This is a genomic window from Mesorhizobium sp. M0761, assembly GCF_040320205.1.
In the GTDB taxonomy this organism is placed as follows: domain Bacteria; phylum Pseudomonadota; class Alphaproteobacteria; order Rhizobiales; family Rhizobiaceae; genus Mesorhizobium.
Genome location: NZ_JAMYPF010000023.1, coordinates 71,355 through 93,786, shown reverse-complemented (window position 1 = coordinate 93,786; position 22,432 = coordinate 71,355). Strand labels below are relative to the sequence as shown.

The following is a 22,432-nucleotide window of genomic DNA, read 5'->3' as shown; positions in this document are numbered from 1 at the left end:
TTAATTCACCCCCCCGCCCACCCCGAATACCCCTCTCTTTATGGCCGGCGTCTTGGTTATTTTTATATGACGCACGGCGTGTTCTCATCTCAGGTTTTTTTGTTGGGCGGGGGGGTCGCCCCCCCCCACACCCTTCTACCTCATTTCTGCTTCGCCAACAGTCCTTTTGCGTCCTTGACGCCGAGTGCAGCCGGCCGCTCGCAGCTGGTCTGCATGGCGACGAACTTGCCGGTCTCGCCCGACCGCAACAGGCCGGTCATGACGTCGACGGCATGCAGCGCGAGCTCCATCGAGCAACGATGCGGCCGGCCCTCGGCGATCGCCAGCGCCATGTCGGCAAGGCCTGCGGTGCGGTAGTTGGCCATCATGCCCTGGCCGTGCATTTCGTTGGGCACGCCGAACGGATGCTGCCATTTCGGCAGTTTCTTCACCGGTTTTGCCGCCTTGGTTATGCGCACGTCGCCACCGAAGAAATTCGGATCCGGCACGAACACCGTGCCCGTCTCGCCATAGAGTTCCATCGGCGCATGACCATGCGCCCAGACGTCCCAGCTGGTGTTGAGCGTGACCACGGCGCCGTTCTCGAACTCCAGCAGGCCGTGGATCGTCGTCGGCGTGTTGACCGGGATTTTTTCGCCCGCGCGCGGTTTCGACGAGATCGTGCGTTCCTTGGCAGGCGTCGTCGCGAAGGCCGCCACCTGCTTCACCGGCCCGATCAGCTGGATCAGGTTGGTGATGTAGTAAGGCCCGATGTCGAGCACCGGCCCGGCGCCCGGCTGGAAGAAGAAATCGGGATTGGGGTGCCAGTGCTCCATGCCGTGGCCCATCACATGACAGGTGCCGCTGGTGATCTTGCCGAGCGCGCCGGTGTCGATGAGGTTGCGCACCAGCTGGTGCGCGCCGCCGAGGAAAGTGTCCGGAGCCGAACCGATGCGCAGCCCTTTCTTCTCGGCCCGGCTCTTGAGGTCGAGCCCTTCCTTGACCGACAGCACGAACGGCTTTTCCGAATAGACGTGCTTGCCGGCATCGAGGATCTGCTTCGACACCCCGTAGTGCACCGCCGGGATGGTGAGGTTGACGATGATGTCGATCTCGTCATCCTTGAGCAGTTCTTCGACGGTCTCGGCGCGCAGCTTGAACTCCTTCGCCCGTGCCTTGGCCGCGTCCATGTTGATGTCGGCGCAGGCGCGCATCTCAATGCCGCGAAACAGCGGCGCCAGCGAGAAATACGCTTTCGAGATGTTGCCGCAGCCGATGACGCCGATACCCAGTTTCTTTGCCATGATGATTGTTCCTAGTAAGCCTTGACGGATGCGAGCGAGCGGCTGGCGAAGCGCTCGATATCGTTGGGGTTGTCCTGTTCCATGACGTAATATTTGGCCGCGCTCTTCGCCCGAAGTGTCTTGATCAGGCCGGCCCAGTCGATGGTGCCGTGGCCGACATCCGCCCAGCCGTCCTCGTCAAGGCCTTCGCCTGACTTGGCCATGTCCTTGACATGGACGGCCCTGATGCGCTTGCCGTGCTTTTCGATCCACGGAAGCGGATCAACGCCGCCGCGGACTACCCAGGCGACGTCCATCTCCCAGCCGATGTCGGGCGCAGTCGACAGGATGTGATCCTGCGGCACCGAGCCGTCGGCGAGTGTCTTGAACTCGAAATCATGGTTGTGCCAGGCAAAGCCGTAGCCGGCTTTTTTTGCGGTCTCGCCGACCTTGGCCAGACGCTCGCCGAAGCCGCGCCAGCCGGCAGCGTCGGCCGGCCGCTGCTCGGCCAGCAGATAGGGACAGATGACGAGCGTGATGCCGAGTGCGTCGGCTGTTTTGCGTACGCCGTCGAAATCATTCTCCAGCGCATCGATCGAGAAATGTCCGGTCGGCATCGAAAGCCCGTTCTTGTCGAGTTCGGCGCGGAACGCCGTGGGGTCGTCATAGACGCCGCCGAAACCTTCGACTTCCTTGTAGCCGAGCTTGCCGAGCATTTTCAGGATGCCTTCCCACGGCTGGAAATTGCGGGCGCTGTAGAGTTGGAATGACCAGTTCATCGTCTCTGTCCGTTTCTTGGGTGGAAGGCTTGGGGATGTTTTCGGGGGATCGTTTTCGCGAGATCGTTTTAGGGGGATCGTTCTTGGGAGGATGGTTTGCGGATGATTCTAGAGGGTCACAGGCGATTGCCGGTCGCGGCGTCGAACAGCGAGGCGCGCGCCGGATCGAAACCGAACTGGATCGGATCGCCGCTGCGCAGCGTCCGTTCCGCCTCGACGCGGAAGGAGAGGTTGCGGCCGGCAAGCTTCGTCCACACCAGCGTGTCGGAACCCATCGGCTCGACGATCTCGACCGAACCGCCGGCGGAAAACGGCATCGACTTTGCAGCGTCACCGAAAGCGATATGTTCAGGCCGGATGCCCAGCACGCAAGCGCCGGCCGGGCGCTCCGTGCCGTCAAAGGTATAGCGATCGAGCGGCACCGAAACACCGTCGGTCCTGAACACTGGAGCAGCACTGGCCTCCAGCTCCCCTTCGAGGAAATTCATCGCCGGCGAGCCGAGGAAGCCGGCGACAAACCGGTTGACCGGCCGGTTGTAGATCGTCTGCGGCGCGTCGAGCTGCTGGATGACGCCGCCGCGCATGACCGCGATACGATCGGCCAGTGTCATCGCCTCGATCTGGTCGTGGGTGACGTAGATCATGGTGTTCTGCAGCTTGCGATGCAGGAGCTTGATTTCGACGCGCAGTTCCGAGCGCAGCTTGGCGTCGAGATTGGATAGTGGCTCGTCGAACAGGAAGACGTCGACGTCGCGCACCAGCGCCCGCCCGATCGCCACGCGCTGGCGTTGGCCGCCGGACAAGGCCGCGGGCTTGCGCTGCAAAAGCGGCTCGATCTGCAGGATCTCGGCGGCGCGGGCGATGCGCTTGGCGATCTCGTCCCTGGGCACGCCGGCAACGCGCAGGCCGAACGACAGGTTCTTCTCCACCGTCATTTGCGGATAAAGCGCATAGGACTGGAACACCATGCCGATGCCGCGATCCTTGGGCTCTTCCCAGGTGACGTTCTTGCCCTTGATGAAGATGCGGCCTTCGGAAATATCGAGCAGCCCGGCGATGCAGTTGAGCAAGGTCGACTTGCCGCAGCCCGACGGACCGAGCAGCACGATGAACTCGCCCTCTGCGACCTCGAGATTGAGGGTCTGCAGCACCGATACAGAGCCGAAGTTCAGGGACAGGTCCTGGATCGAAACGCTGGTGCCGTTGGCTGCCGTCATCGCCATCACCCTTTCACCGCACCGGCGGCGATGCCGCGCACGAAAAGCTTGCCGGAAATGAAGTAGACGATGAGTGGCACAAGGCCGGTCAGGATGGTGGCGGCCATGTTGACGTTGTACTCCTTCACGCCTTGCACCGAATTGACGATGTTGTTGAGCTGCACCGTCATCGGATAGGTGTCGGGGCGGGTGTAGACGACGCCGAACAGGAAGTCGTTCCAGATGCCGGTCACCTGCAGGATGATGGCGACGACGAAGATCGGCAGCGACATCGGCGCCATGATCCGCAGGAAGATGCCCCAGAAGCCGGCGCCGTCGACCCGTGCCGCCCTGAACAGCTCTTCCGGCATCGAGGCAAAATAGTTGCGGAACAAAAGCGTGAGGATCGGCATGCCGAAGATGGAATGGACGATCACCAGGCCGCTGAGGCTGCCGTAGAGGCCGATCTCGCGCAGGATGATGACGATCGGATAGATCATCACCTGATAGGGGATGAAGGCGCCGACGATCAGGATGACGAAGAATGTGTCGGCGCCCTTGAAGCGCCAGTTGGCGAGCGCATAGCCGTTCACCGAGGCGATCGCGATCGACAGCAGCACCGACGGCACGGTGATGCGCACCGAATTCCAGAAGCCGCGCGAAAGCCCATCGCAATTGAGGCCGGTGCAGGCGGTCGCCCACGCCTTCACCCACGGTTCGAACGTGATTTCGAGCGGCGGCGAGAAGATATTGCCCATCCGTATCTCGGGCATGCCCTTGAGCGAGGTTACGACCATCACGTAGAGCGGCAGCAGATAGTAGACCGCCACCACGATCAGCGTGCCATAGAGGAAGATATTGCGGCGCGAGAAGACATGCCGCGGCTTCGGCCCGCGCGGCCCGGAGGCTTCGCGCTCGGCGGCACCCGCGCTGGCGGGCAAAGGGACGGCCGGGTCAGCCACGCTTCCTGCCTCCAAATTCAAGGTAGGCCCACGGCACGACGACGATCACCACCGAGAGCAGCATCATGGTCGAGGCGGCAAAGCCCTGGCCAAGATTCTGTGCGAAGAACATGTAGTCATAGACATATTTGGCCGGCACTTCGGAGGCGATTCCGGGGCCGCCGCTGGTCTGGGCGACGACGAGGTCGTAGACCTTGACGATGCCCGACGCGATGATGACCAGCGTGGTGATGAAAACCGGCCGCATCATCGGGATGACGATGAACAGATAGGTCTTCCACATCGGGATCCCGTCTACCCGCGCCGCCTTCCAGATGTCCTCGTCGATGCCGCGCAGGCCGGCCAGCATCAGGCACATGATGAGCCCGGTGCCTTGCCACAGCGCCGCAATAGAAATGCCGTAGATGACGATGCTGGAATTGTAGAGCGGGTCGAAGTTGAAGCTCGTCCAGCCGAGGTCCCGCACCACATGCTGGATGCCGAAATCCGGATTGAGCAGCCACTGCCAGACCAGGCCGGTGACGATGAAGGAAAGCGCGAACGGATAGAGGAAGATGGTGCGGAACGTGTCCTCGAAACGGATCTTCTGGTCGAGAAGCGCTGCAAGCAGGAAGCCGATGACCAGTGAGAACACCAGCGAGATCGCGCCGTAGATCAAAAGGTTCTCGATCGAGATCAGCCAGCGCGGCGTCGCCCACAGCCGGTAATACTGGTCGAGCCCGGCGAAATTCAGCCGTGGCAGCAGCTTCGAATTGGTAAAGGAATAGAACACCGTCCAGACGGTGCCGCCGACGAAAACCACCGACGCGGTGAGGATCATCGGGATCGAGGCGACCTTCGCATTGATGTTGCGGAACAGCGGGTTGGGGCGTTCGCTCTTGCTCATCTCGTCAGCCGGCTGGGTAAGGGCGGTGCGATCCCGGCCCTGCTTTCGCAAGACCGGGAGCGGGGTGTATTGCCTCCAACGTCAGTCTGCCGAAGCGATGAGGTCGGCGAAGCGCTTCTGCGCGTCTTCGATGGTCAGGTCCGGCTTGGCGAAGAATTCGGCGAAGAGATCTTCCTTCTGCTTCTGGGTGTCCTGCGAAAGCAGTTGGTCAGTCCACGGAATGACGGCGCCCTTGGCGAGGATCGCCAGACCCTTCTTCATGCAGTCATTGGCCGCGTTGAGATCGACGTCGCCGCGCACCGGTAGCGAGCCCTTCTTGAGATTGAAGGCGACCTGAGTCTTGGGGTCGAGCAGCGTCTCTGCCAACACCTCCTGCGCCTTGGACTTGTCGGCGTCCTTGAGCAGCGGGAAATAGAAGGCGTCGCCGCCGGTGGCGATCACTTCGTTCAGACCGAGGCCCGGCAGGCAGGCATAGTCCTTGCCGGCGACCTTGCCGGCAACCTGGAACTCGCCTTGCGCCCAGTCACCCATGATCTGGCCACCGGCCTTGCCGGTGATGACGAGATTGGTTGCCTGGTTCCAGTCCTGCACATTGGTGTTCTTCGCCATCTTGCGGGCATCGTCGGCGGCCTTGAAGACCTTGGCGATCTCAGGCCCGGCGGCGAACTTGGCATCCTTGTCCTTGTAGACCTTGAGGAACGCGTCGGTGCCGCCGACCGCCGCCAGCAGCACGTCGAAGGCGCCGGAAGATTGCCAGGCCTGTCCGCCGACAGCGAGCGGGATGATGCCCGCCTTTTCCAGGGCGGGCGCTGCCGCCACGAATTCATTCCAGTCCTTCGGCAGCGGCACGCCGGCCTTCTCGAAGGCTTCGTTCGACAGCCACAACCACTGCCAGGAGTGGATGTTGACCGGCACGCAGTAGATCTTGCCGTCGATGGTGCAGCTGTCGAGCAGGCTCTTCGGCCGCACGATTTCCGTCCACTTGCCCTTGGTGGCCACATCGGTGAGGTCGCGCATCAAGCCGGCCTGCACCAGTTCTTCGGCCTGCCGGCCGTGATTGAACTGGGTGGCGCCCATCGGATCGCCGCCGGTGATGCGGCTGATCATGATCGGCCGTGCCGTGCCGCCGGATCCGGCAATGGCGCCGTCGACCCAGTGATTGCCGGTCGCGTCGAAGGCCTTGGCGAATTCCGCAACCGCCGCCGCCTCGCCGCCCGACGTCCACCAATGGGTGACTTCCAGGTCGGTGGCGGCCGCCGGGCCGGCAAGCTGAAGCGCGGCCGTCGCGGCAAGGGCAGCGGTCAAAAGTCTACAGCGCATTTCGGTTCCTCCCAGAATCTGAAACGTTACAGATTTTCGATACGGCAATTATGCGGTGCGTGCAACCCCTGAGATAAACGCGCTCGAATGTTTTTTCGAGGCGCGAACAAATTCGTTGCGTGCAAACCGGCAAACTCCGCGCAAAACCGGGTGCTGCGCTGCAAAATCATGCTGCAGCGCAAGAAAACCGTCTCGAACCTGATTGTCGCGCAACGTTTCTGGCCGCCAAAACCCTGCCAAAACCATGGCTTGAGAGACCCACGGGCTGCGATGTTGGAAATCTGTAACGTTTCAGTATATTGAGGCCTGACGGCGAAGAACCGTGCCACGTCGTCATCGAAGCGATTGTCGGCTGGTCCGGCGGCTGCTATGCGCCTGACGGGGCGGGACGAATGGACAGGGACCAGACGGACAAGGACGACGAGGCGTCGGCGCATGAGCGGCCGACGCTGAAGACGCTTGCCTTCATGACCGGGCTCGGCGTCACCACCGTCTCGCGCGCGCTCAAGGATGCACCCGAGATCGGCGCCGAGACCAGGCGGCGGGTTCAACTCGTCGCCAGGCAGATCGGCTACCGGCCGAACCGCGCCGGCGTGCGCCTGCGGACCGGCAAGACCAATGTTATCAGCCTCGTGCTCAATACCGAGCGCGAGATCATGAGCTTTGTCTCGGACATCATCTACGGCGTCTCGGAGGTCATTGCCGACACACCCTATCACCTGATCGTAACGCCCTACTCGCGCTCGCAGGATCCGCTGGACCCGGTAAAGTATCTGGTCGAGTCCGGCTCGGCCGATGGCGTCATCATCTCACGCACGCAGCCCAACGATCCGCGCGCCCGCTACATGCTGGAGCGCGGCATACCCTTTGCCACGCATGGCCGCACCGATATGGGGCTTGTCCACCCCTATCACGACTTCGACAATTACGCCTTCGCCGCCGAAGCGGTGCGCCATCTGGCCGGCGTCGGCCGGCGCCGGCTGGCGCTGGTAGCGCCGCCGGTCGGGCTCACCTATTACGACCACACGGTCAATGGCTTTGCCGACGCACTGAGCGAGGTCGACGCCAGCGAAGTGCCGTTTAACGCCGCTTCGATCGACCAGTCGATCGATCAGATCAGGACGCGGACCGCGCAGTTGATGCGCCGCGACGTCAGGCCGGACGGTTTCGTCAGCAGCGCCGCCGCAGCGACGCTGGCCATTGTCGCCGGCATCGAGGATGCCGGCCTGAAACTCGGCCGCGACGTCGATGTCGTGTCCAAGCAATCGTCGGAACTGCTGCATCTGTTCCGCCGGGAGTTGCTGATCGTCAACGAAGACTTCCGCCTCGCCGGCACCGAGCTTGCCCGCGCCGTGCTGGGCTGGATAGGCGGCGCGGCACCTGGCTCTTTGCAGACTGTGGTCAAGCCAGGCGACGTCGTCGCGTATCAGGGCTGACTGGCACGACCTGAGAGGCCGCCTCACCTGACCCTAGCCGGCAGCGCCGCTGCCCCATGGGCCATGGAAAGCCCCCTGCTCGCCGATGCGCTCGAAGCCATGCGCGCCGAAGAAATCGCGCTGCGCCTGGATCAGGTTCGAGGTGCCGCGGCCCTGGCGGTAGCTGTCGAAATAGGCAAGTGCCGACGCCAGTGCAGGCACCGGCGAGCCTGCTTCTGATGCCTTGGCAACGGTGCGCCTAAGCGACGGATGCGCCTCCTGCATCATGGTGGTGAAAGCCGGCGCCATCAAAAGGTTGGTGGACGCGCCGCCCAAGCCGAAGGCTTCCGCCATGGTGTCGAGCATCTGCGAGCGGATAATACAGCCGGCACGCCAGATCTTGGCGATGGTCGGCATCGGCAAGTTCCAGTTGAACTCCTTCGAGGCGGCGCTCATCACCGCGAAACCTTGTGCATAGGCGGCGATCTTGCCGGCGAGCAGCGCCAGCTCCAGGTCTTTCAGAAGTGCCGCCTTGTCGCCAGAGATCTTGGTGACGCCGATATTGCCATAGGCTTTTTCGGCCGCCTGCCGCTCATCCTTGATCGAGGACAGCACGCGGGCCGCCACCGCCGCCTCGATGGCCGTCGCCGGAATGCCGAGCTGCTGCGCCTCGATGACAGACCATTTGCCGGTGCCCTTCTGGCCGGCACGGTCGAGGATGATTTCGACCACCGGCTTGCCGGTCTTTGCATCGTCAGCGGCCAGCACCTTGGCGGTGATCTCGATCAGATACGAATCGAGCCGGCCCTTGTTCCAGTCCTCGAAGACCTTGCCGATCTCCTTCGGCCCCATGCCGAGACCGTCACGCAGGATACCGTAGATCTCGGCGATCATCTGCATGTCGGCATATTCGATGCCGTTGTGGATGGTTTTCACGAAATGCCCGGCGCCGTCTGTGCCGAGCCAGGCAGCGCACGGTTCATCCTTGAACTTGGCCGAGATCGCGGTCAGCACGCGTTCGACGCGCTTCCAAGAGTCTTCGGTGCCGCCGACCATGATCGACGGCCCGTGGCGCGCGCCTTCCTCGCCGCCGGATACGCCCATGCCGATGAAGGTGAGACCCGAGCCCGACAGTTCCGAAAAGCGCCGCATCGTATCGCGGAAATTGGCGTTGCCGGCATCGATGACGATATCGTTGTCAGACAACACGCCGCGCAGCGCTTCAATCTGTTCGTCGACCGGCTTGCCGGCCAGCACCATGATGATGACCGGGCGCGGCGGCTTGATCGCAGCTGCCAGTTCCTCCAGGCTGTAGCAGGGCACCACCATGTCCCTGAGCGAACCGGCGCCTTCGAGGAAGGCATCGGTGCGCGCCTTGGTGCGGTTGAAGACGGCGATGCGGTGCCCGTGCTCGGCAATGTTGAGCGCGAGGTTGGAGCCCATTGTGCCAAGGCCGATCAGGCCGATTTCGGCTTTTTCCATCGTTTCTTCCCTGCTTTCGGATGTTGTTGAGGCCGCGTTTTTCGGGATGCCCATTTTTCGGCGAGATGATTGACGGGCCTTTCGGGCCACGTCAACCGCCTCGCCGAATTGTGTTGCGTCGGCGTTGTGTCAGACCGAGTCAGGAAGGGTCCATTGGTGACCAGGCGACGCCTTGCCGATCGAACATATGGCGATAGGTTGAACATATGGCAGTCAAACGGATGGACAATGTCGGAATCGTCGTCGAGGACCTCGACGAGACGATTGCCTTCTTTCGCGAGCTCGGCCTCGAACTGGAAGGGCGGGCGACGATCGAAGGCGAGTGGGCCGGACGTGTCACCGGGCTCGGCGATCAGCACGTCGAGATTGCCATGATGCGCACACCGGATGGCCATAGCCGGCTCGAGCTCTCCCGCTTCCTCACGCCGACGGTCGTCGCCGATCACCGCAACGCCCCGGTCAATGCCCTGGGCTACCTGCGCGTCATGTTTACCGTGGACGACATCGACGACACGCTTGAAAGGCTCCGCAAGCGTGGCGCGCAGCTGGCCGGTGAAGTCGTCCGTTACCAGGACGTGTATCGGCTCTGCTACATCCGCGGGCCGGAAGGGCATCTCATCGGGTTAGCCCAGGAACTCGGCTGAGCGCCCTTCGCAGGCGGGCTGAATATCACTCGGCGCGGATATCGATCGGCGCTTCGATCTTTACCACTTCGAAATCCGAAACCAGAATATCGAGCCGCGCCGTCCAGCGGCCTGGAAACGGAATGACGAGATTATCGACGCGCCAGGTGCCGTCGCCTGGCTTGGTCGCCGGACGCTTTATCGGCTCGATGCCGGAATCGGGCTTGGACAGCACAAGCGTCACTTGCTTGGCGTCGAGCGGGCCGAAATCGCCATCCATGATGACGATGGAGGCGGTGACCTCCCCGGTATGGCCGGGCGTGATGTCGATGTCGGCCATCGCCTTCATAGTGTGGATATGGGTCGACGTCGGTTGTGCCGCGGCGATGGCCAGCGCCCGTGGCGGCGGCGTGAAGCGCCAGCCGGCGGCAACGCCGAAGATCAGGAGCACGATCAGCATTTCGACTGAGATCGAGCGGCTAAGCCGTCGCCGCACTTCTGTCGCTCCGGCCCCGGCCAAGGCGGTGAGCCGCCATCGATTGACCGCCGCCAGCGTGAACAGAAACACCAGCAGCGCCAGCTTGATCAGCAGCAGCCGGCCATAGGCGGTGTTGACCAGTGCCGCCGGTGTCTGCACCTGGATGATGGCGAGCACCACACCGGCGGCGGCAAGCACTACCACCACGGGCATGATCGCGCGCGAAAACCGCCGCAGGAACGCCCCGGCTTCCACCGATTGGCTGCTCAACGCCCGGCCCAGCGGCAGCAATGCTCCAGCCCAGAAAGCGATGCCGGCGCCATGCAGGAACACCATAGGCCGCGTCAGCCATTGCGGTTCGGCTGCACTGGCATGGCCGCTGGCGGCAAGGGCTGCACCCACACCGGCCAGCCCGGCGAGCGCCAACGGCCTGGCGCCAGCACGCGATCCGACCAACGACAGCAGGCCAAGCCCGAGCGCCGCCAGCGAAATCAGCACCGTCCAGCCGAAGCTGGTGCCAAGCGCCGTCCGCCAGACCACCGGTTGCGCCAGCCGGGCGAGTGGCGCGCCCAGCGCGTCCAGCCCCTGGAACCCGAGCGACAGGGGTGCTGCCACCAGCCCGCACAGGATGGCGGCAATGACGAAGCGCTGGCCTGAGCGCTGGCCTTGCGCCAGCCATGTCAGCGCGAAGGCGCCGCCAATGCCGAGGAAAAGCCCGATGTAGAGAAGAACCTTGCCGGTCCAGATCGCTGACCGCAAATCTATATCGACAGCTTCCCCCACCGCCGGCGCCGCACTTGGCGCGCCAACGGAAAACAGCACCGAGCCGCCGACCGGATGGCCATCGGCGGAAATCACCCGCCAGCTCAAGACATGGGTGCCCGGCCCGAGCTTTTGTGGATTGTCGATCTCAACCGTTTGGTCGCTCAACCGAAACGAGGTCAAAGCGACAGGCGTACCGTCGGGCCGCACCAAGGTCAGCACCAGCGGCGACACAGGCTCGCTGAAGGTCAGCGAAAATTGCGTCGGCGCTCGCTCCAGAACCGCGCCGTCGGCAGGCTCGGCCTTGATCAGCGCCGCATGGGCAAAGGCCTGGTTTGGCGTGGCAAGGACGGCAAGCAGCAGGATCGCGGCCAGCAGGCCGAAGCACCTGCCGGCTGTCCGTTCTATCCGCTGAAAACAGGCCACGTTCATGCCATCCACCAAAACAGTGGCGCGCCGCTTCGAAGCAGCGCGCCGCCAATGCATCATTTCTTCGGCAGCAGGTTGAGGCCGGGCGCCGGATCTTCCAGCGCATCCTCATCCTGACCAGCCGCCGGAATCTCTATCCAACGCGTGGTGGCGCCATCGCATTCCTGCACCACCGGAAAATAGAGTTTTTGCCCGGCCGGCAGATCGGCGGCCAACGTGCCGCGGAAGACGAACTCGTCATAAAATTCATCCGGCAGGCTGCCGCCGCTCCAGTCGACTTCCTTGACGCCCGAGGTCACCGCCTCGCCATAGAGCTGGTAGGATTTCTCGTACTTGCCTTTCTTGACCTGCAGCGTCCAGCCGGGCTTGGGCATCGGCTTCACCCCGATCACCCCTTCCGGGATCTGCACGCGCACGGCAATCGTCGCCTTGCCTTCGCAGCCATGCGGCACGCGCAGCACGGCCTTGTAGGTCGAACCGACCGCAACCTCCTGTGTTTCGAGCGTGATATGGGCGAAGGCGGCACTTGTCCCCAGGACGAGGAATGCAGCGGCCGGCAAATGATGCTTGTTCATGATGGGTCCCTCTCGAAAAAATTGATTGGCAATAATTGGTCAGTCGTTGTCTTCCAGGGGTGGCGCGCTGCCTATGGCTTGCACGGCAAACTCGACGGTCACGGTTCCGGCCCTCTCGAAAGTCAGCGTAGCGGCAAACATCTGGCCTTCTTTAGGGGGCTGCTTCAGATCCATGAACATCACGTGATAGGCGCCGGGACCCAGCGTGACCTTGCCGCCCGCCGGGATATCCAGGCCACCACTGACCGGGCGCATGGTCATGACGCCATCCTTCACCCCCATTTCATGCAGTTCGGCCTTGCCTGAAATGTCGGAGGAAATCGATAGCAGCCGGTCTGGCGCGCTGCCCTTGTTGACGATGGTGAAATAGCCGCCGGCAACCTTGGCGCCGGCCGGCGTGGCGCGCGACCAGGGATGCTCGATCTCGATGTCACCGGCCTTGAATTCATGCGCAAGGACGGAATGGGAGCCGACGAACAACAGTGCAAAGGCGAACAGGGCGCTGCCGAGACGCTGCTCGATAGTGCTGAATAAACGGGTGCTGCGGTGCAACGCGCCGGCACGAAGAAAACGGAACATGGGTAGGCTCCATGAATATAAGGTCGCGCCGTTGTTAGGCTGCGAACGTGTTTATCATTGGATGATTATCGCCCGCGCGGGTTACGCCAAGCGAGCGGCGGTTTTTCAGCCGGCAAGCGGCGGGGCGCGCGGATTGGCCGGAGAGCGCTCACGCGTGACGTCGTGATGCCTGACTGCCGGCGGGAGAAACGCGACTGTTTCAAAAGACAGGCTCACCGGCGCCACGCCGACGCCTGCCGGCGGCGCATAGGCGACGGAGGCCGTGCTGCAGCCGAGCATGCAGCACGCCGGCATGTGCGGATCCCCGCCGGGAAACTGGACCGCCCCCTCATGTGTACAGATGACGTTGCCGAAAGCGTCGAGTTGCGAGGCGTCCGGCGCAATGCCGAAAGCAAACACGCCGAGCGTCGACTGGAGCAGCAGCACACAGGCCGCGACAAAGGCGGCCGTCATGCTCCATCTCTTACGCCGGAAGTTCAAAGACCTGCCTCTTCACGCAGCAACGCTTGGATATCTAGCACGCGGCATGCCGGCGGAAAATCGCCAAACCATAGCTGCGGCAACGCGGCGCGTTCGATGCTTGTCGCCCAAAAGTGCGCAGCGGTTTTGGGATAAGGGCATGCATAGGACCTTGTGCGCATAACCTCCCTTCGGACGTCGCAGTCAGGAAGCCGGGCGGCCGCCGATTTCCGGAATCGACGTCAACAGCGTGTGGCGCGCCGACTTCAGATGCTTGCGGCAGGCGGCGTCGACCTTGCCGAGATCGCGCGATTTGAGCGATGTGATATAGGCGAGATGCTCGCTCACCGCGACTTCGTTGCGCTCGCGCTCCTGCGCCTTGTTCCACTGGTAGTGGTAGTGAAAGATCATGGCGATGACGTCGTAGAAGTCGACGATGAAGCGATTGTGCGACGCCCGGTGGATCAGCCGGTGGAAGCGCTCGTCGAGCTCCGAGAATTCGTTGAAGCGGGTGGCGATTTCGCTTGCCAGAAGCCGGTGCTCGTCTTCCAGCCGGTCGAGATCCGCCCAGACCGGACTATCCCCAGGCAAGGCGGCAAAGGCCGCCGCCGAGCGTATCTCGAACATCTCGCGGATTTCAGTGAGTTCGAGCGCAAAGGCACGGGTAAATCCTTTCAGCACCCAGTGGCTGTTGCGCCGCTTCTCGATCAGGCCGAAGCGGGAGAAGCGGATCAGGAACTCGCGCACGCTGGTGGTGCCGACGCCGATCTCGCGCGCCAGTTCGAGCTCGTTGATCTGCATGCCGGCCTCTGCACCGCCGGCCAGCAACCTGCGCATAAACGACCGCTCGATGATCTGGGCCAGTGTGTCTGTCTCCTCCTCGGGGAAGAAATCATCCGGCTTCGGCGTCCTGAGCACTGTCTTGCTGCGTTTGTTCCACGCGATCAGCCCGGTCTCTTCCATGTGCGCCAGAATGGTGCGCACGGTGGTACGGCTGACGCCAAGCAAAGTGCCCAGCTCCGGCTCCGACGGCAGGCTCTGCGTCTCATCGAGCAGCCGCAGACCCCTATTGTAAGCGTCCTTGTAGACGTTGTTGCTCTTCGACATCCCTGCCCCGTTGCGCGCCGGCGCTTGCTGTGGCTGGCTTGAAGCGCGATATCACATATGTCCTGGCGCTCACCCGGCAAGGCAAAACGCTCTGCGTGTCAGACGCCGCTCCCCACAAGCCAAGCGTCCATCGGACGCATGGTCTCCTCCTGAAAAAACAATTGACGCACAAATGTTTTTTCACGATAAAAGACATTATATGTAAACAGACGCGTGTCAATCCGCGCATCCCCAGGAACAGACCCAGGAAACTGCCCGTGAACGCCTCGAACAGCATTCTTCTGTCCCCCGCCGACAATGTCGCGGTCGCCAATGGCCGCATCGAGATCGGCACTCCTCTGCCCGGCGGCGCCGTCGCCACGGCCTTGATCGAGCCCGGCCACAAGGTGGCGATCAAGCCTATCGCCGCCGGCGAGGCGGTGGTCAAGTATGCCCAGGCCATCGGCCGCGCCACCCAGGACATCGCGCCCGGCGACCACGTCCATTCGCACAATCTGGTTTTTGAATCCGGCCGCCTGCCGGTGGTGCCGCCGAGCGAAGCGGAGCACGCCACCGAAGCTGACCGCGCCCGGACATTCATGGGCTATCGTCGCGCCGATGGCCGTGCCGGCACGCGCAACTTCATCGGCATCATCGCGAGCGTCAATTGCTCGGCCACCGTCTGCCACGCCATTGCCGACGAGGCCAACCGCGTGCTGTTGCCGAAATATCCGGGGATCGACGGCTTCGTCCCGATCGTCCATGGCCAGGGCTGCGGCATGAGCGGCACCGGCGACGGCATGATGGTGCTGCACCGCACGCTCGCCGGCTACACCCGCCACCCGAATTTCGGTGGCGCGCTGATGGTCGGCCTCGGCTGCGAGGTCAACCAGCTCACCCTTTACGGCCAGAAGGGTGCGGCGGCGGGAAAACGCCATTTCAATATCCAGGACGCCGGCGGTTCGCGCAAATCGGTCGCAAAGGCGATGGGCGTGCTCGCCGAAATCGCCGAGGAAGTCGGCCAGTATCAGCGCGAGCCGATCCCGGTCTCGGAGATCGTCGTCGGTCTGCAATGCGGCGGTTCCGACGGCATGTCGGGCATCACCGCCAATCCCGCGCTGGGAGCGGCGGTCGACATCCTGGCCGGCGTCGGCGGCATCGGCATCCTGTCGGAGACGACGGAGATCTATGGCGCCGAACATCTGCTCGCCTATCGCGCGGCAACGCCGGAGATCGCCAAGAAGCTCGACGGTTTCGTCAAATGGTGGGAGGACCATGTCGCCAAGCACGGCGCCTCGATCGACAACAACCCCTCGCCCGGCAACAAGCGCGGTGGCCTGACCACCATCCTGGAAAAGTCGCTGGGCGCCGTGGCCAAAGGCGGCCAGACCCCGCTCAACGGCGTCTTCGGTTATGCCGAAAAGGTCACCGGCAGTGGCCTGGTGTTCATGGACACGCCCGGTTACGACCCGGTCTCGGCGACCGGTCAGGTGGCGGGCGGCGCCAACATCATCGTCTTCACCACCGGCCGCGGCTCCTGCTTCGGCTGCCGGCCCACGCCGTCGATCAAGGTCGCCACCAACTCGACCATGTACCACCAGATGGAAGAGGACATGGACGTCAATTGCGGCGTCATCGCTTCGGGTGAGAAGACCATCGCCGGCATGGGCCGGGAACTCTTCGAACTCATCGTCGAAACGGCATCGGGCCGCAAGACCAAGAGCGAGGCGTTCGGCTACGGCGACAACGAGTTCGTGCCGTGGCACCTCGGCGCGACGCTCTAACCACCGACGAAAAAAAACGGGCTGCAACGACGGCTCACAAGGGGAGGCTTTGGATGGACAAACGCCGCATCGGCACGACTGCGCTCGAGGTAACCGAGATAAGCTTCGGCGGGGCGGCGATCGGCGGGCTCTACCGGGCCTGTCCGCGCGAAGCGGCGATGGAGACGCTGCAGACAGCCTGGGATGCCGGCCTGCGCTATTTCGACACCGCGCCCTTCTATGGCTTCGGCCTGTCGGAGCGGCGGACCGGCGACTTCCTGCGCTACAAGCCGCGGGATTCCTATGTGCTGTCGACCAAGGTCGGACGGCTGTTCCGCCCGGTGCCGGAAGACCAGGTTCCCGATCATTCCTATGTCGACCCGCTGCCCTTCGCGCTCGACTACGACTACTCCTATGACGGCATCATGCGCTCGGTCGAGTTCTCCTATGCCCGGCTCGGGCTGAACCGGATAGACATCCTGTTTGTGCACGACATCGGCACCTACACACATGGCGTCGAGAAGACGAAGCTGCACTTTCGCCAGCTGATGGACGGCGGCTTGAAGGCGCTGGACGAGCTTAAAACGTCGGGTGTAATTTCCGCCTATGGGCTCGGCGTCAACGAGGTGCAGATCTGCCTCGACGTGCTGCGCGAAGCACCGCTCGACTGCATCCTGCTGGCCAGCCGCTATTCGCTGCTCGACCGCTCGGCTGAAGCCGAGTTGCTGCCGCTGTGTCGTGAGCGACAGACTTCGCTGATCATCGGCGGCGTCTTCAACTCCGGCATCCTGGCGACCGGACCGGTGCACGGTGCGCATTTCGACTATCTGCCGGCGACGCAGGACATACTCGAGCGTGTAGGCGCGATGGAGAAAATCGCTGATGAGGGCGGATATCCGCTGGCGGCGGCTGCATTGCAGTTTCCGCTGCAGGAGCCTGTCGTGGCCAGCGTGCTGACCGGAACGGCCAAGCCCGCCAACCTGACGCGCAACCTCGACCTGTTCGACGTCCAGGTGCCGCAAGCGGAATTCGCCCGCTACGCACCCTACACCATCGTGCAGGAGCTCGGCTGACGAAACGCCACGTTCACGCGGCTCTCAAGAAAGAATGAATATTCCATATTGACTAGACAGTGGAATTAATATTCCATGACGATCAAGGAGGCCCGGGAGCGTCTGGGCGTGGCACTGAGGATCGGCAGGAAGGTTTCCCCGCCAAGCCATGCGCAGGCCGATATGAAACACCGCTTGCGTCGGCCGGACCGATGCACTATCAAAAAGCGGCAACTGTTTTTTATTGATAAAGGTCTGTTTGGGCCGCGCCTATCCAAATGGAGCTTCCGCAACCTTCACCGGGCGATCTAGGGAGGATTCCTAATGAAATTCGTGACCAGCATTCTCAACCGCCGCTCACTGATGGCACTTGCTGCCGCCTCGATGCTTGCCGGCACGCTGCACACGGCGCCGGCTTCGGCGGCGGACGTGACCATTCCGATCATCGTCAAGGACACCACGTCCTTCTACTGGCAGATCGTCCTGGCCGGCGCCCGCAAGGCCGGCAAGGATCTCGGCGTCAACGTACCCGAACTCGGCGCCCAGGCTGAAACCGACGTCAACGGCCAGGTTTCGATCCTCGAGAATGCCGTCGCCGGCAACCCGGCCGCGATCGTCATCGCGCCGACCGAATTCAAGGCGCTCGGCAAGCCGATCGATGAAGCAGCCAGCAAGGTCAAGGTCATCGGCATCGACTCCGGCGCCGATTCCAAGGCCTTCACCTCGTTCCTGACCACCGACAATGTGCAGGGCGGACGCGTCGCCGCTGACGGTCTTGCAGCAGCCATCGGCGAAGCCAATGGCGGCAAGATCGAGGGCGACGTCGCCCTGATCACCAACGCACCGGGCGCCGGTTCGCTGGAGCAGCGCAAGCAGGGCTTCACCGAGCAGCTGGCCGCGAAATATCCGGGGCTCAAGCTCGTCGCCGACAAATATGCCGACGGGCAGGCAACGACTGGTCTCAACATCGCCACCGACCTGATCACCGCCAACCCGAACCTCAAGGGCATCTTCGCGTCCAACCTGATCATGGCGCAGGGCGTCGGTCAGGCTGTCGCCGAGAACAACCTTGGCGGCAAGCTGGCGCTGGTCGGCTTCGACAGCGACGAGAAGCTGATCAAGTTCCTCAATGACGGCGTCATTTCCGCGCTGGTCGTCCAGGATCCGTACCGGATGGGCTATGACGGCATCAAGACCGCGCTCGCCGCCTCGAAGGGCGAGAAGGTCGAGGCCAATGTCGACACAGGCGCCAACCTGGTGACCAAGGCAAACATGAAAGACCCCAAGATCGACGCCCTGCTCAACCCGAAGCTCTGAGCCCGTCAGGCAAAAATCGTTTCCGGGGCCTCGCGCCCCGGAAACATTCGATACCGGCTTGAATATCCACCGGCTTGAATTACCTCGACGATGCGGCTTGACTGCATCGCGACGTGCCAATCGTAAGGCCAATCTGGGAGGATTGTCATGACGCCCACGGCGCAGGAACTGCACCCGGCCCCAACGCTAGCGCCCGGCAGGACGATCCTCGAACTGCACGGGCTGGAAAAGCGCTATCCCGGCACGCATGCGCTGAAGCCCGTTCACCTTGCCTTCAAGGCAGGTGAGATCCACGCCATCGTCGGCGAGAACGGCGCAGGCAAATCCACCTTGATCAAGCTTCTGACCGGCGTCATGCCGCGCACCTCCGGCGATGTCATCTGGGAGGGCAAGCCGGCAGCGCTGGCAACCCCGCACGAGGCAATGGCGCTGGGCATCAACGCCGTGCATCAGGAGGTCGTGCTCTGTCGCCATCTCACCGTCGCCGCCAACATGTTCCTCGGCGAGGAGAACTCGCGCTTCGGCATCCTGCAGCAGCGCGCCATGGTCAAGGAAGCGCAGAAGATCATCGACGGTCTCGGCTTCGACCTGCCGGCGCATGTCATGCTGGGTGACCTCACCATCGGCCAGCAGCAGCTGATCGCCGCCGCCCGCGCCACCGTGCGCGGCACCAAGTTCCTGATTTTCGACGAGCCGACCGCCTATCTCACCCGCAAGGAAGCTGACCAGCTGTTCACGCTGATCCGCAGGCTCAAGGGCGAAGGCGTCACCATCATCTACATCAGCCATCGCATGGAAGAGGTGTTCGAACTCGCCGATCGCGTCTCGGTGCTGCGCGACGGCACGCTGGTCGGCACCCGCAACATTGCCGAGACCAATGACGCCGAGCTGGTCAAGATGATGATCAACCGCTCGATCGAGCAAGTCTACCACAAGGAGCATTTCACCCCCGGTGCCGTGATCGTCGAAACCAGAAACCTGTCGGGCAAGGGCTTCGAAGACGTCTCGATGTCGGTGCGCGCCGGCGAGATCGTCGGGCTCTATGGCCTGATCGGCGCCGGGCGGAGCGAGTTCGTCACCACGCTCTATGGCCGCCACAAGAAGTCGGCCGGACAGGTCCTTTGGCAAGGCAAGCCGGTCCACATCAATTCCGAGCACGACGCGATCAAGCTCGGCATGGCGCTGGCGCCGGAAAGCCGCCGCGACCAGGGCCTGTGCCTGAACCTGCCGGTCGGCCTCAACCTCAACCTGCCGATCTACAAGCGCATCTCCAACAACCTGCTGATTGCGAACACGAAGGAAAAGGCTGAAGCCGATCGCCAGATCGCCGGCCTCCGCATCAAAACGCCAACACGCGGCGCCCTGGCCTCCAGCCTGTCCGGCGGCAACCAGCAGAAGATCGTTATCGGCAAATGGCTGGCGCACGGCGCTAAGCTGTTCATCTTCGACGAGCCTACGGTCGGCGTCGATGTCGGCACCAAGGCCGAGATCTACCGCCTGTTCGGGGAACTGTTGTCCAAGGGCGCCGGCATCATCCTGATCTCGTCCTATCTGCCCGAGGTTTACGAGCTCGCCGATACGCTGCACGTGTTCCGGCGCGGCAAACTGGTCGCCAGCCATGGCTTTCGCGCCGCTAGCCACGAAGACGTGCTGACGCAGGCGATCGGCTGACAAAACAAGAAACGGGAGGAACCATGAGCATCGAAACCGTCGCGATCGAAAAACCGAAACGGAACTACAACGTCCTGTTCGGGCTGACGCTTCTGGCGTTGCTGGTTCTGCTCTGGATCGTGCTGTCGGTGGCGACGCCGAGCTTCGCCTCCTCCAACAACATCGCCAATCTTTTGCGGCAGGGCTCGATGATCGCCATCATGGCGGTCGGCCAGACCTTCGTCATCATCACCGGCGGCATCGACCTCTCGGTCGGCGCCGTGGTCGGCTTCGCCACCGTCATTGTCGCCATGATGATCAATGCCGGCTTCCCGATCTGGGTCGCCATTCTGGTGACGCTGCTGGTCGGCGTTGCCATCGGCCTGTTCCATGGCTTCGGCATCGTCAAGATGGGCCTGCCGCCCTTCATCATCACGCTGGCGACGCTGACCTCGTTGCGCGGCATCGGCCTGTTGATGACCAACGGCAATTCGATCAACATCAACAGCGACAGCTTCACCGCGTTCTCGCGTAGTTCCTTTGTCGGCATCCCCAATCTGTTCTGGATGGTGATCCTGGTCGGTATCCCGGCCTACATCTTCCTGCACCACAGCCGCTGGGGCCGCTATCTCTTCTCCGTGGGATCCAATGCCGAGGCTTCGCGCCTCTCGGGCGTCAATGTCCAGCGCACCATCTACATGGCCTACACGCTGTCGGGCCTATGCGCGGCCTTCGTCGGCGTGCTGCTGGCGGCGCGCATCGGCATCGGCAACCCGACCCAGGCCGAAGGTTGGGAGTTGCAGGCGATCGCCTCATCGGTGATCGGCGGCACTTCGCTATTCGGCGCCGTCGGCTCGGTGCATGGCCCGCTGCTCGGCGCCTTCATCCTGGCCACCATCAACAACGGTGCCAATCTGCTCAACGTCAACTCGTTCTGGCAGCGCATCATCACCGGCGCGTTGATCATCATCATCGTCTATTTCGACGGCCTGCGCCGTCGCGGCAAGTAATCCTCCCTGACCTTCCGTGTCGGTCCGCTCAACAACGGACCGGCGCCTTTTTGAACACTGGAATTGCCGAATGAAAGCTGTTGTCTGCCGCTCGCCCGGCGAGCTTGTCCTGGAAGACCGGCCGGCGCCAGGAGCGCCGCCTGCCGGCTGGGCGCTGGTCGCCGTCAGCCATGTCGGCATCTGCGGCACCGACTACCACATCTTCGAAGGCAAGCACCCGTTCCTCGCCTATCCCCGCATCATGGGCCACGAAGTGTCGGGCACCGTCGTCGAGACCGGCGAAGATGTCGATCTTGCCGTGGGCGAGCCCGTCATCATCAATCCCTATCTCGCTTGCGGAAAATGCATCGCCTGCCGGCACGGCAAGCCGAATTGCTGCGTCAGGATCGAAGTGCTTGGCGTCCATCGCGACGGCGCCATGGCCGAGCAGATCCTGGTGCCGGCGCAGAATCTTTATCCAGCAAACGGCTTGTCGCTGGCCGATGCGGCGGCGGTGGAATTCCTCGCCATCGGCGCGCATGCCGTGCGGCGTGCCCGCGCCGAACCAGGCGCCCGCACGCTGGTCATCGGCGCCGGGCCGATCGGCCTTGGCGCAGCGCTGTTTGCCCGCATCGCCGGGCTCGATGTCAGCCTGCTCGACATGAGCACGGAGCGGCTGGATTTTGCAAAAGGCGAACTCGGCTTCGCCACGCTCGACGGTTCACAACAAGCGGCAGCCGAACTGGTGCGCGAGGCAACCGGCGGCGAAGGGTTCGACGTCGTCTTCGACGCCACCGGCAACACCGCCTCGGTGCAGTCGGCCTTCGCCCATGTCGCGCATGGTGGCACGCTCGTGCTGGTCAGCGTCGTCAAGGACGACATCGTCTTTTCCGATCCGGAATTCCACAAGCGCGAAATGACATTGATCGGCAGCCGCAACGCGCTGAAAGTCGATTTCGACCACGTCGCCGCCTCGATACGCAACGGCGCCGTGCCTCTGGCAAAACTCGTCACCCACCGCACCACGCTGGCCGGCACGCCGGATGATCTCGCCCGCTGGGCGCATGAGAAATCGGGGTTGATCAAGGCTGTGATCGAGGTGGGGTAAGACATCCGAAAAATTTGGTGGAGCGATAAGTGCCGAGTTAAGGCAGATCGCATACCTCGGCGATTTGCGAAAAGGCCCGTCGCTTCCTCATCCACGGGCGGAGCAAGGAGCGAAGCGACGCGGCGCAGACCCGAGGATTCATTCGGTGACGTCTGCGCTAGAATCCAGCGGTGCAAAAAGAGGCGTCCATTCGCATCTCCTACCTGCACCGCTGCGGCGCGCGACAGTCGCGGCATGGGTCCTCGGGTCTCCGCGTCCGC

Annotated in this window: 21 protein-coding genes; 9 read left to right on the top strand and 12 right to left on the bottom strand. The window is 63.0% G+C overall.

The window, feature by feature from the left end; all coding sequences use genetic code 11:
• Positions 1 to 140: 140 nt before the first annotated feature.
• From NKI32_RS27775 to NKI32_RS27750, 6 genes are all read right to left on the bottom strand, one after another.
• Positions 141 to 1,283 carry a Gfo/Idh/MocA family protein gene (locus NKI32_RS27775; protein WP_352510260.1) on the bottom strand — a complete coding sequence of 381 codons (1,143 nt, stop codon included), beginning with the start codon at positions 1,281 to 1,283 and terminating at the stop codon, positions 141 to 143.
• A gap of 11 nt (positions 1,284 to 1,294) precedes the next feature.
• Positions 1,295 to 2,041: a sugar phosphate isomerase/epimerase family protein gene (locus NKI32_RS27770; RefSeq protein WP_352510259.1), complete on the bottom strand. Its 747-nt coding sequence runs from the start codon at positions 2,039 to 2,041 to the stop codon at positions 1,295 to 1,297.
• Positions 2,042 to 2,157: 116 nt separating this feature from the next.
• On the bottom strand, positions 2,158 to 3,258 hold the full coding sequence (locus tag NKI32_RS27765) for an ABC transporter ATP-binding protein (RefSeq protein WP_023728557.1): 1,101 nt from the start codon (positions 3,256 to 3,258) through the stop codon (positions 2,158 to 2,160).
• A gap of 5 nt (positions 3,259 to 3,263) precedes the next feature.
• On the bottom strand, positions 3,264 to 4,199 hold the full coding sequence (locus NKI32_RS27760) for a carbohydrate ABC transporter permease (RefSeq protein WP_023669802.1): 936 nt from the start codon (positions 4,197 to 4,199) through the stop codon (positions 3,264 to 3,266).
• The gene (locus NKI32_RS27755; RefSeq protein ID WP_023683029.1) at positions 4,192 to 5,085 is read right to left on the bottom strand and encodes a carbohydrate ABC transporter permease; all 894 of its coding nucleotides are present in this window, start codon (positions 5,083 to 5,085) and stop codon (positions 4,192 to 4,194) included. Before NKI32_RS27755 ends, NKI32_RS27760 begins: the two co-directional genes overlap by 8 nt.
• 81 nt (positions 5,086 to 5,166) lie before the next feature.
• Positions 5,167 to 6,405 carry an ABC transporter substrate-binding protein gene (locus NKI32_RS27750; protein ID WP_353004570.1) on the bottom strand — a complete coding sequence of 413 codons (1,239 nt, stop codon included), beginning with the start codon at positions 6,403 to 6,405 and terminating at the stop codon, positions 5,167 to 5,169.
• Positions 6,406 to 6,797: 392 nt separating this feature from the next.
• Between NKI32_RS27750 and NKI32_RS27745 the strand changes: the two genes are divergently transcribed.
• Positions 6,798 to 7,841 carry a LacI family transcriptional regulator gene (locus NKI32_RS27745; RefSeq protein ID WP_353004568.1) on the top strand — a complete coding sequence of 348 codons (1,044 nt, stop codon included), beginning with the start codon at positions 6,798 to 6,800 and terminating at the stop codon, positions 7,839 to 7,841.
• 33 nt (positions 7,842 to 7,874) lie between these two features.
• On the opposite strand, the gene gnd is transcribed toward NKI32_RS27745, so the two are convergent.
• A complete protein-coding gene (gene gnd / locus NKI32_RS27740; protein WP_353004566.1) occupies positions 7,875 to 9,302 on the bottom strand; it encodes an NADP-dependent phosphogluconate dehydrogenase in 1,428 nt (475 codons plus the stop codon).
• A gap of 206 nt (positions 9,303 to 9,508) precedes the next feature.
• Between gnd and NKI32_RS27735 the strand changes: the two genes are divergently transcribed.
• On the top strand, positions 9,509 to 9,946 hold the full coding sequence (locus tag NKI32_RS27735) for a VOC family protein (protein ID WP_353004564.1): 438 nt from the start codon (positions 9,509 to 9,511) through the stop codon (positions 9,944 to 9,946).
• A 25-nt stretch (positions 9,947 to 9,971) separates the two neighbouring features.
• Here NKI32_RS27735 and NKI32_RS27730 read toward each other — a convergent pair whose 3' ends face one another.
• The 5 genes from NKI32_RS27730 to NKI32_RS27710 form a co-directional block, all read right to left on the bottom strand.
• A complete protein-coding gene (locus NKI32_RS27730; protein ID WP_353004562.1) occupies positions 9,972 to 11,597 on the bottom strand; it encodes a copper resistance CopC/CopD family protein in 1,626 nt (541 codons plus the stop codon).
• 53 nt (positions 11,598 to 11,650) lie between these two features.
• Entirely contained in the window at positions 11,651 to 12,169 is a 519-nt protein-coding gene (locus tag NKI32_RS27725) for a YcnI family copper-binding membrane protein (RefSeq protein WP_023700138.1), read from the bottom strand.
• A gap of 39 nt (positions 12,170 to 12,208) precedes the next feature.
• Complete coding sequence (locus tag NKI32_RS27720) at positions 12,209 to 12,748, bottom strand: copper chaperone PCu(A)C (protein ID WP_023704234.1); 540 nt, start codon at positions 12,746 to 12,748, stop codon at positions 12,209 to 12,211.
• A gap of 105 nt (positions 12,749 to 12,853) precedes the next feature.
• On the bottom strand, positions 12,854 to 13,201 hold the full coding sequence (locus NKI32_RS27715) for a hypothetical protein (RefSeq protein WP_353004560.1): 348 nt from the start codon (positions 13,199 to 13,201) through the stop codon (positions 12,854 to 12,856).
• A 210-nt stretch (positions 13,202 to 13,411) separates the two neighbouring features.
• Positions 13,412 to 14,314 carry a GntR family transcriptional regulator gene (locus NKI32_RS27710; RefSeq protein WP_353004558.1) on the bottom strand — a complete coding sequence of 301 codons (903 nt, stop codon included), beginning with the start codon at positions 14,312 to 14,314 and terminating at the stop codon, positions 13,412 to 13,414.
• Positions 14,315 to 14,571: 257 nt separating this feature from the next.
• On the opposite strand from NKI32_RS27710, the gene NKI32_RS27705 reads away from it, so the two are divergent.
• The 7 genes from NKI32_RS27705 (at position 14,572) to NKI32_RS27675 (ending at position 22,172) form a co-directional block, all read left to right on the top strand.
• Positions 14,572 to 16,077 (top strand): UxaA family hydrolase, encoded by a 1,506-nt coding sequence (locus tag NKI32_RS27705; protein ID WP_023728563.1) that lies wholly within the window; start codon positions 14,572 to 14,574, stop codon positions 16,075 to 16,077.
• Positions 16,078 to 16,130: 53 nt separating this feature from the next.
• Positions 16,131 to 17,129, top strand: coding sequence for an aldo/keto reductase (locus tag NKI32_RS27700; protein ID WP_023735134.1), 999 nt, complete (start codon positions 16,131 to 16,133; stop codon positions 17,127 to 17,129).
• A gap of 75 nt (positions 17,130 to 17,204) precedes the next feature.
• Complete coding sequence (locus NKI32_RS27695; protein ID WP_353004556.1) at positions 17,205 to 17,420, top strand: hypothetical protein; 216 nt, start codon at positions 17,205 to 17,207, stop codon at positions 17,418 to 17,420.
• Positions 17,421 to 17,432: 12 nt separating this feature from the next.
• Entirely contained in the window at positions 17,433 to 18,425 is a 993-nt protein-coding gene (locus tag NKI32_RS27690) for an ABC transporter substrate-binding protein (protein WP_023669816.1), read from the top strand.
• 147 nt (positions 18,426 to 18,572) lie between these two features.
• Entirely contained in the window at positions 18,573 to 20,096 is a 1,524-nt protein-coding gene (locus NKI32_RS27685; protein ID WP_352624912.1) for a sugar ABC transporter ATP-binding protein, read from the top strand.
• Positions 20,097 to 20,119: 23 nt separating this feature from the next.
• On the top strand, positions 20,120 to 21,085 hold the full coding sequence (locus NKI32_RS27680) for an ABC transporter permease (protein ID WP_023683015.1): 966 nt from the start codon (positions 20,120 to 20,122) through the stop codon (positions 21,083 to 21,085).
• Positions 21,086 to 21,155: 70 nt separating this feature from the next.
• Positions 21,156 to 22,172, top strand: a complete 1,017-nt coding sequence (locus NKI32_RS27675; RefSeq protein WP_352624914.1) for a zinc-binding alcohol dehydrogenase family protein — start codon at positions 21,156 to 21,158, stop codon at positions 22,170 to 22,172.
• Positions 22,173 to 22,432: the final 260 nt, after the last annotated feature.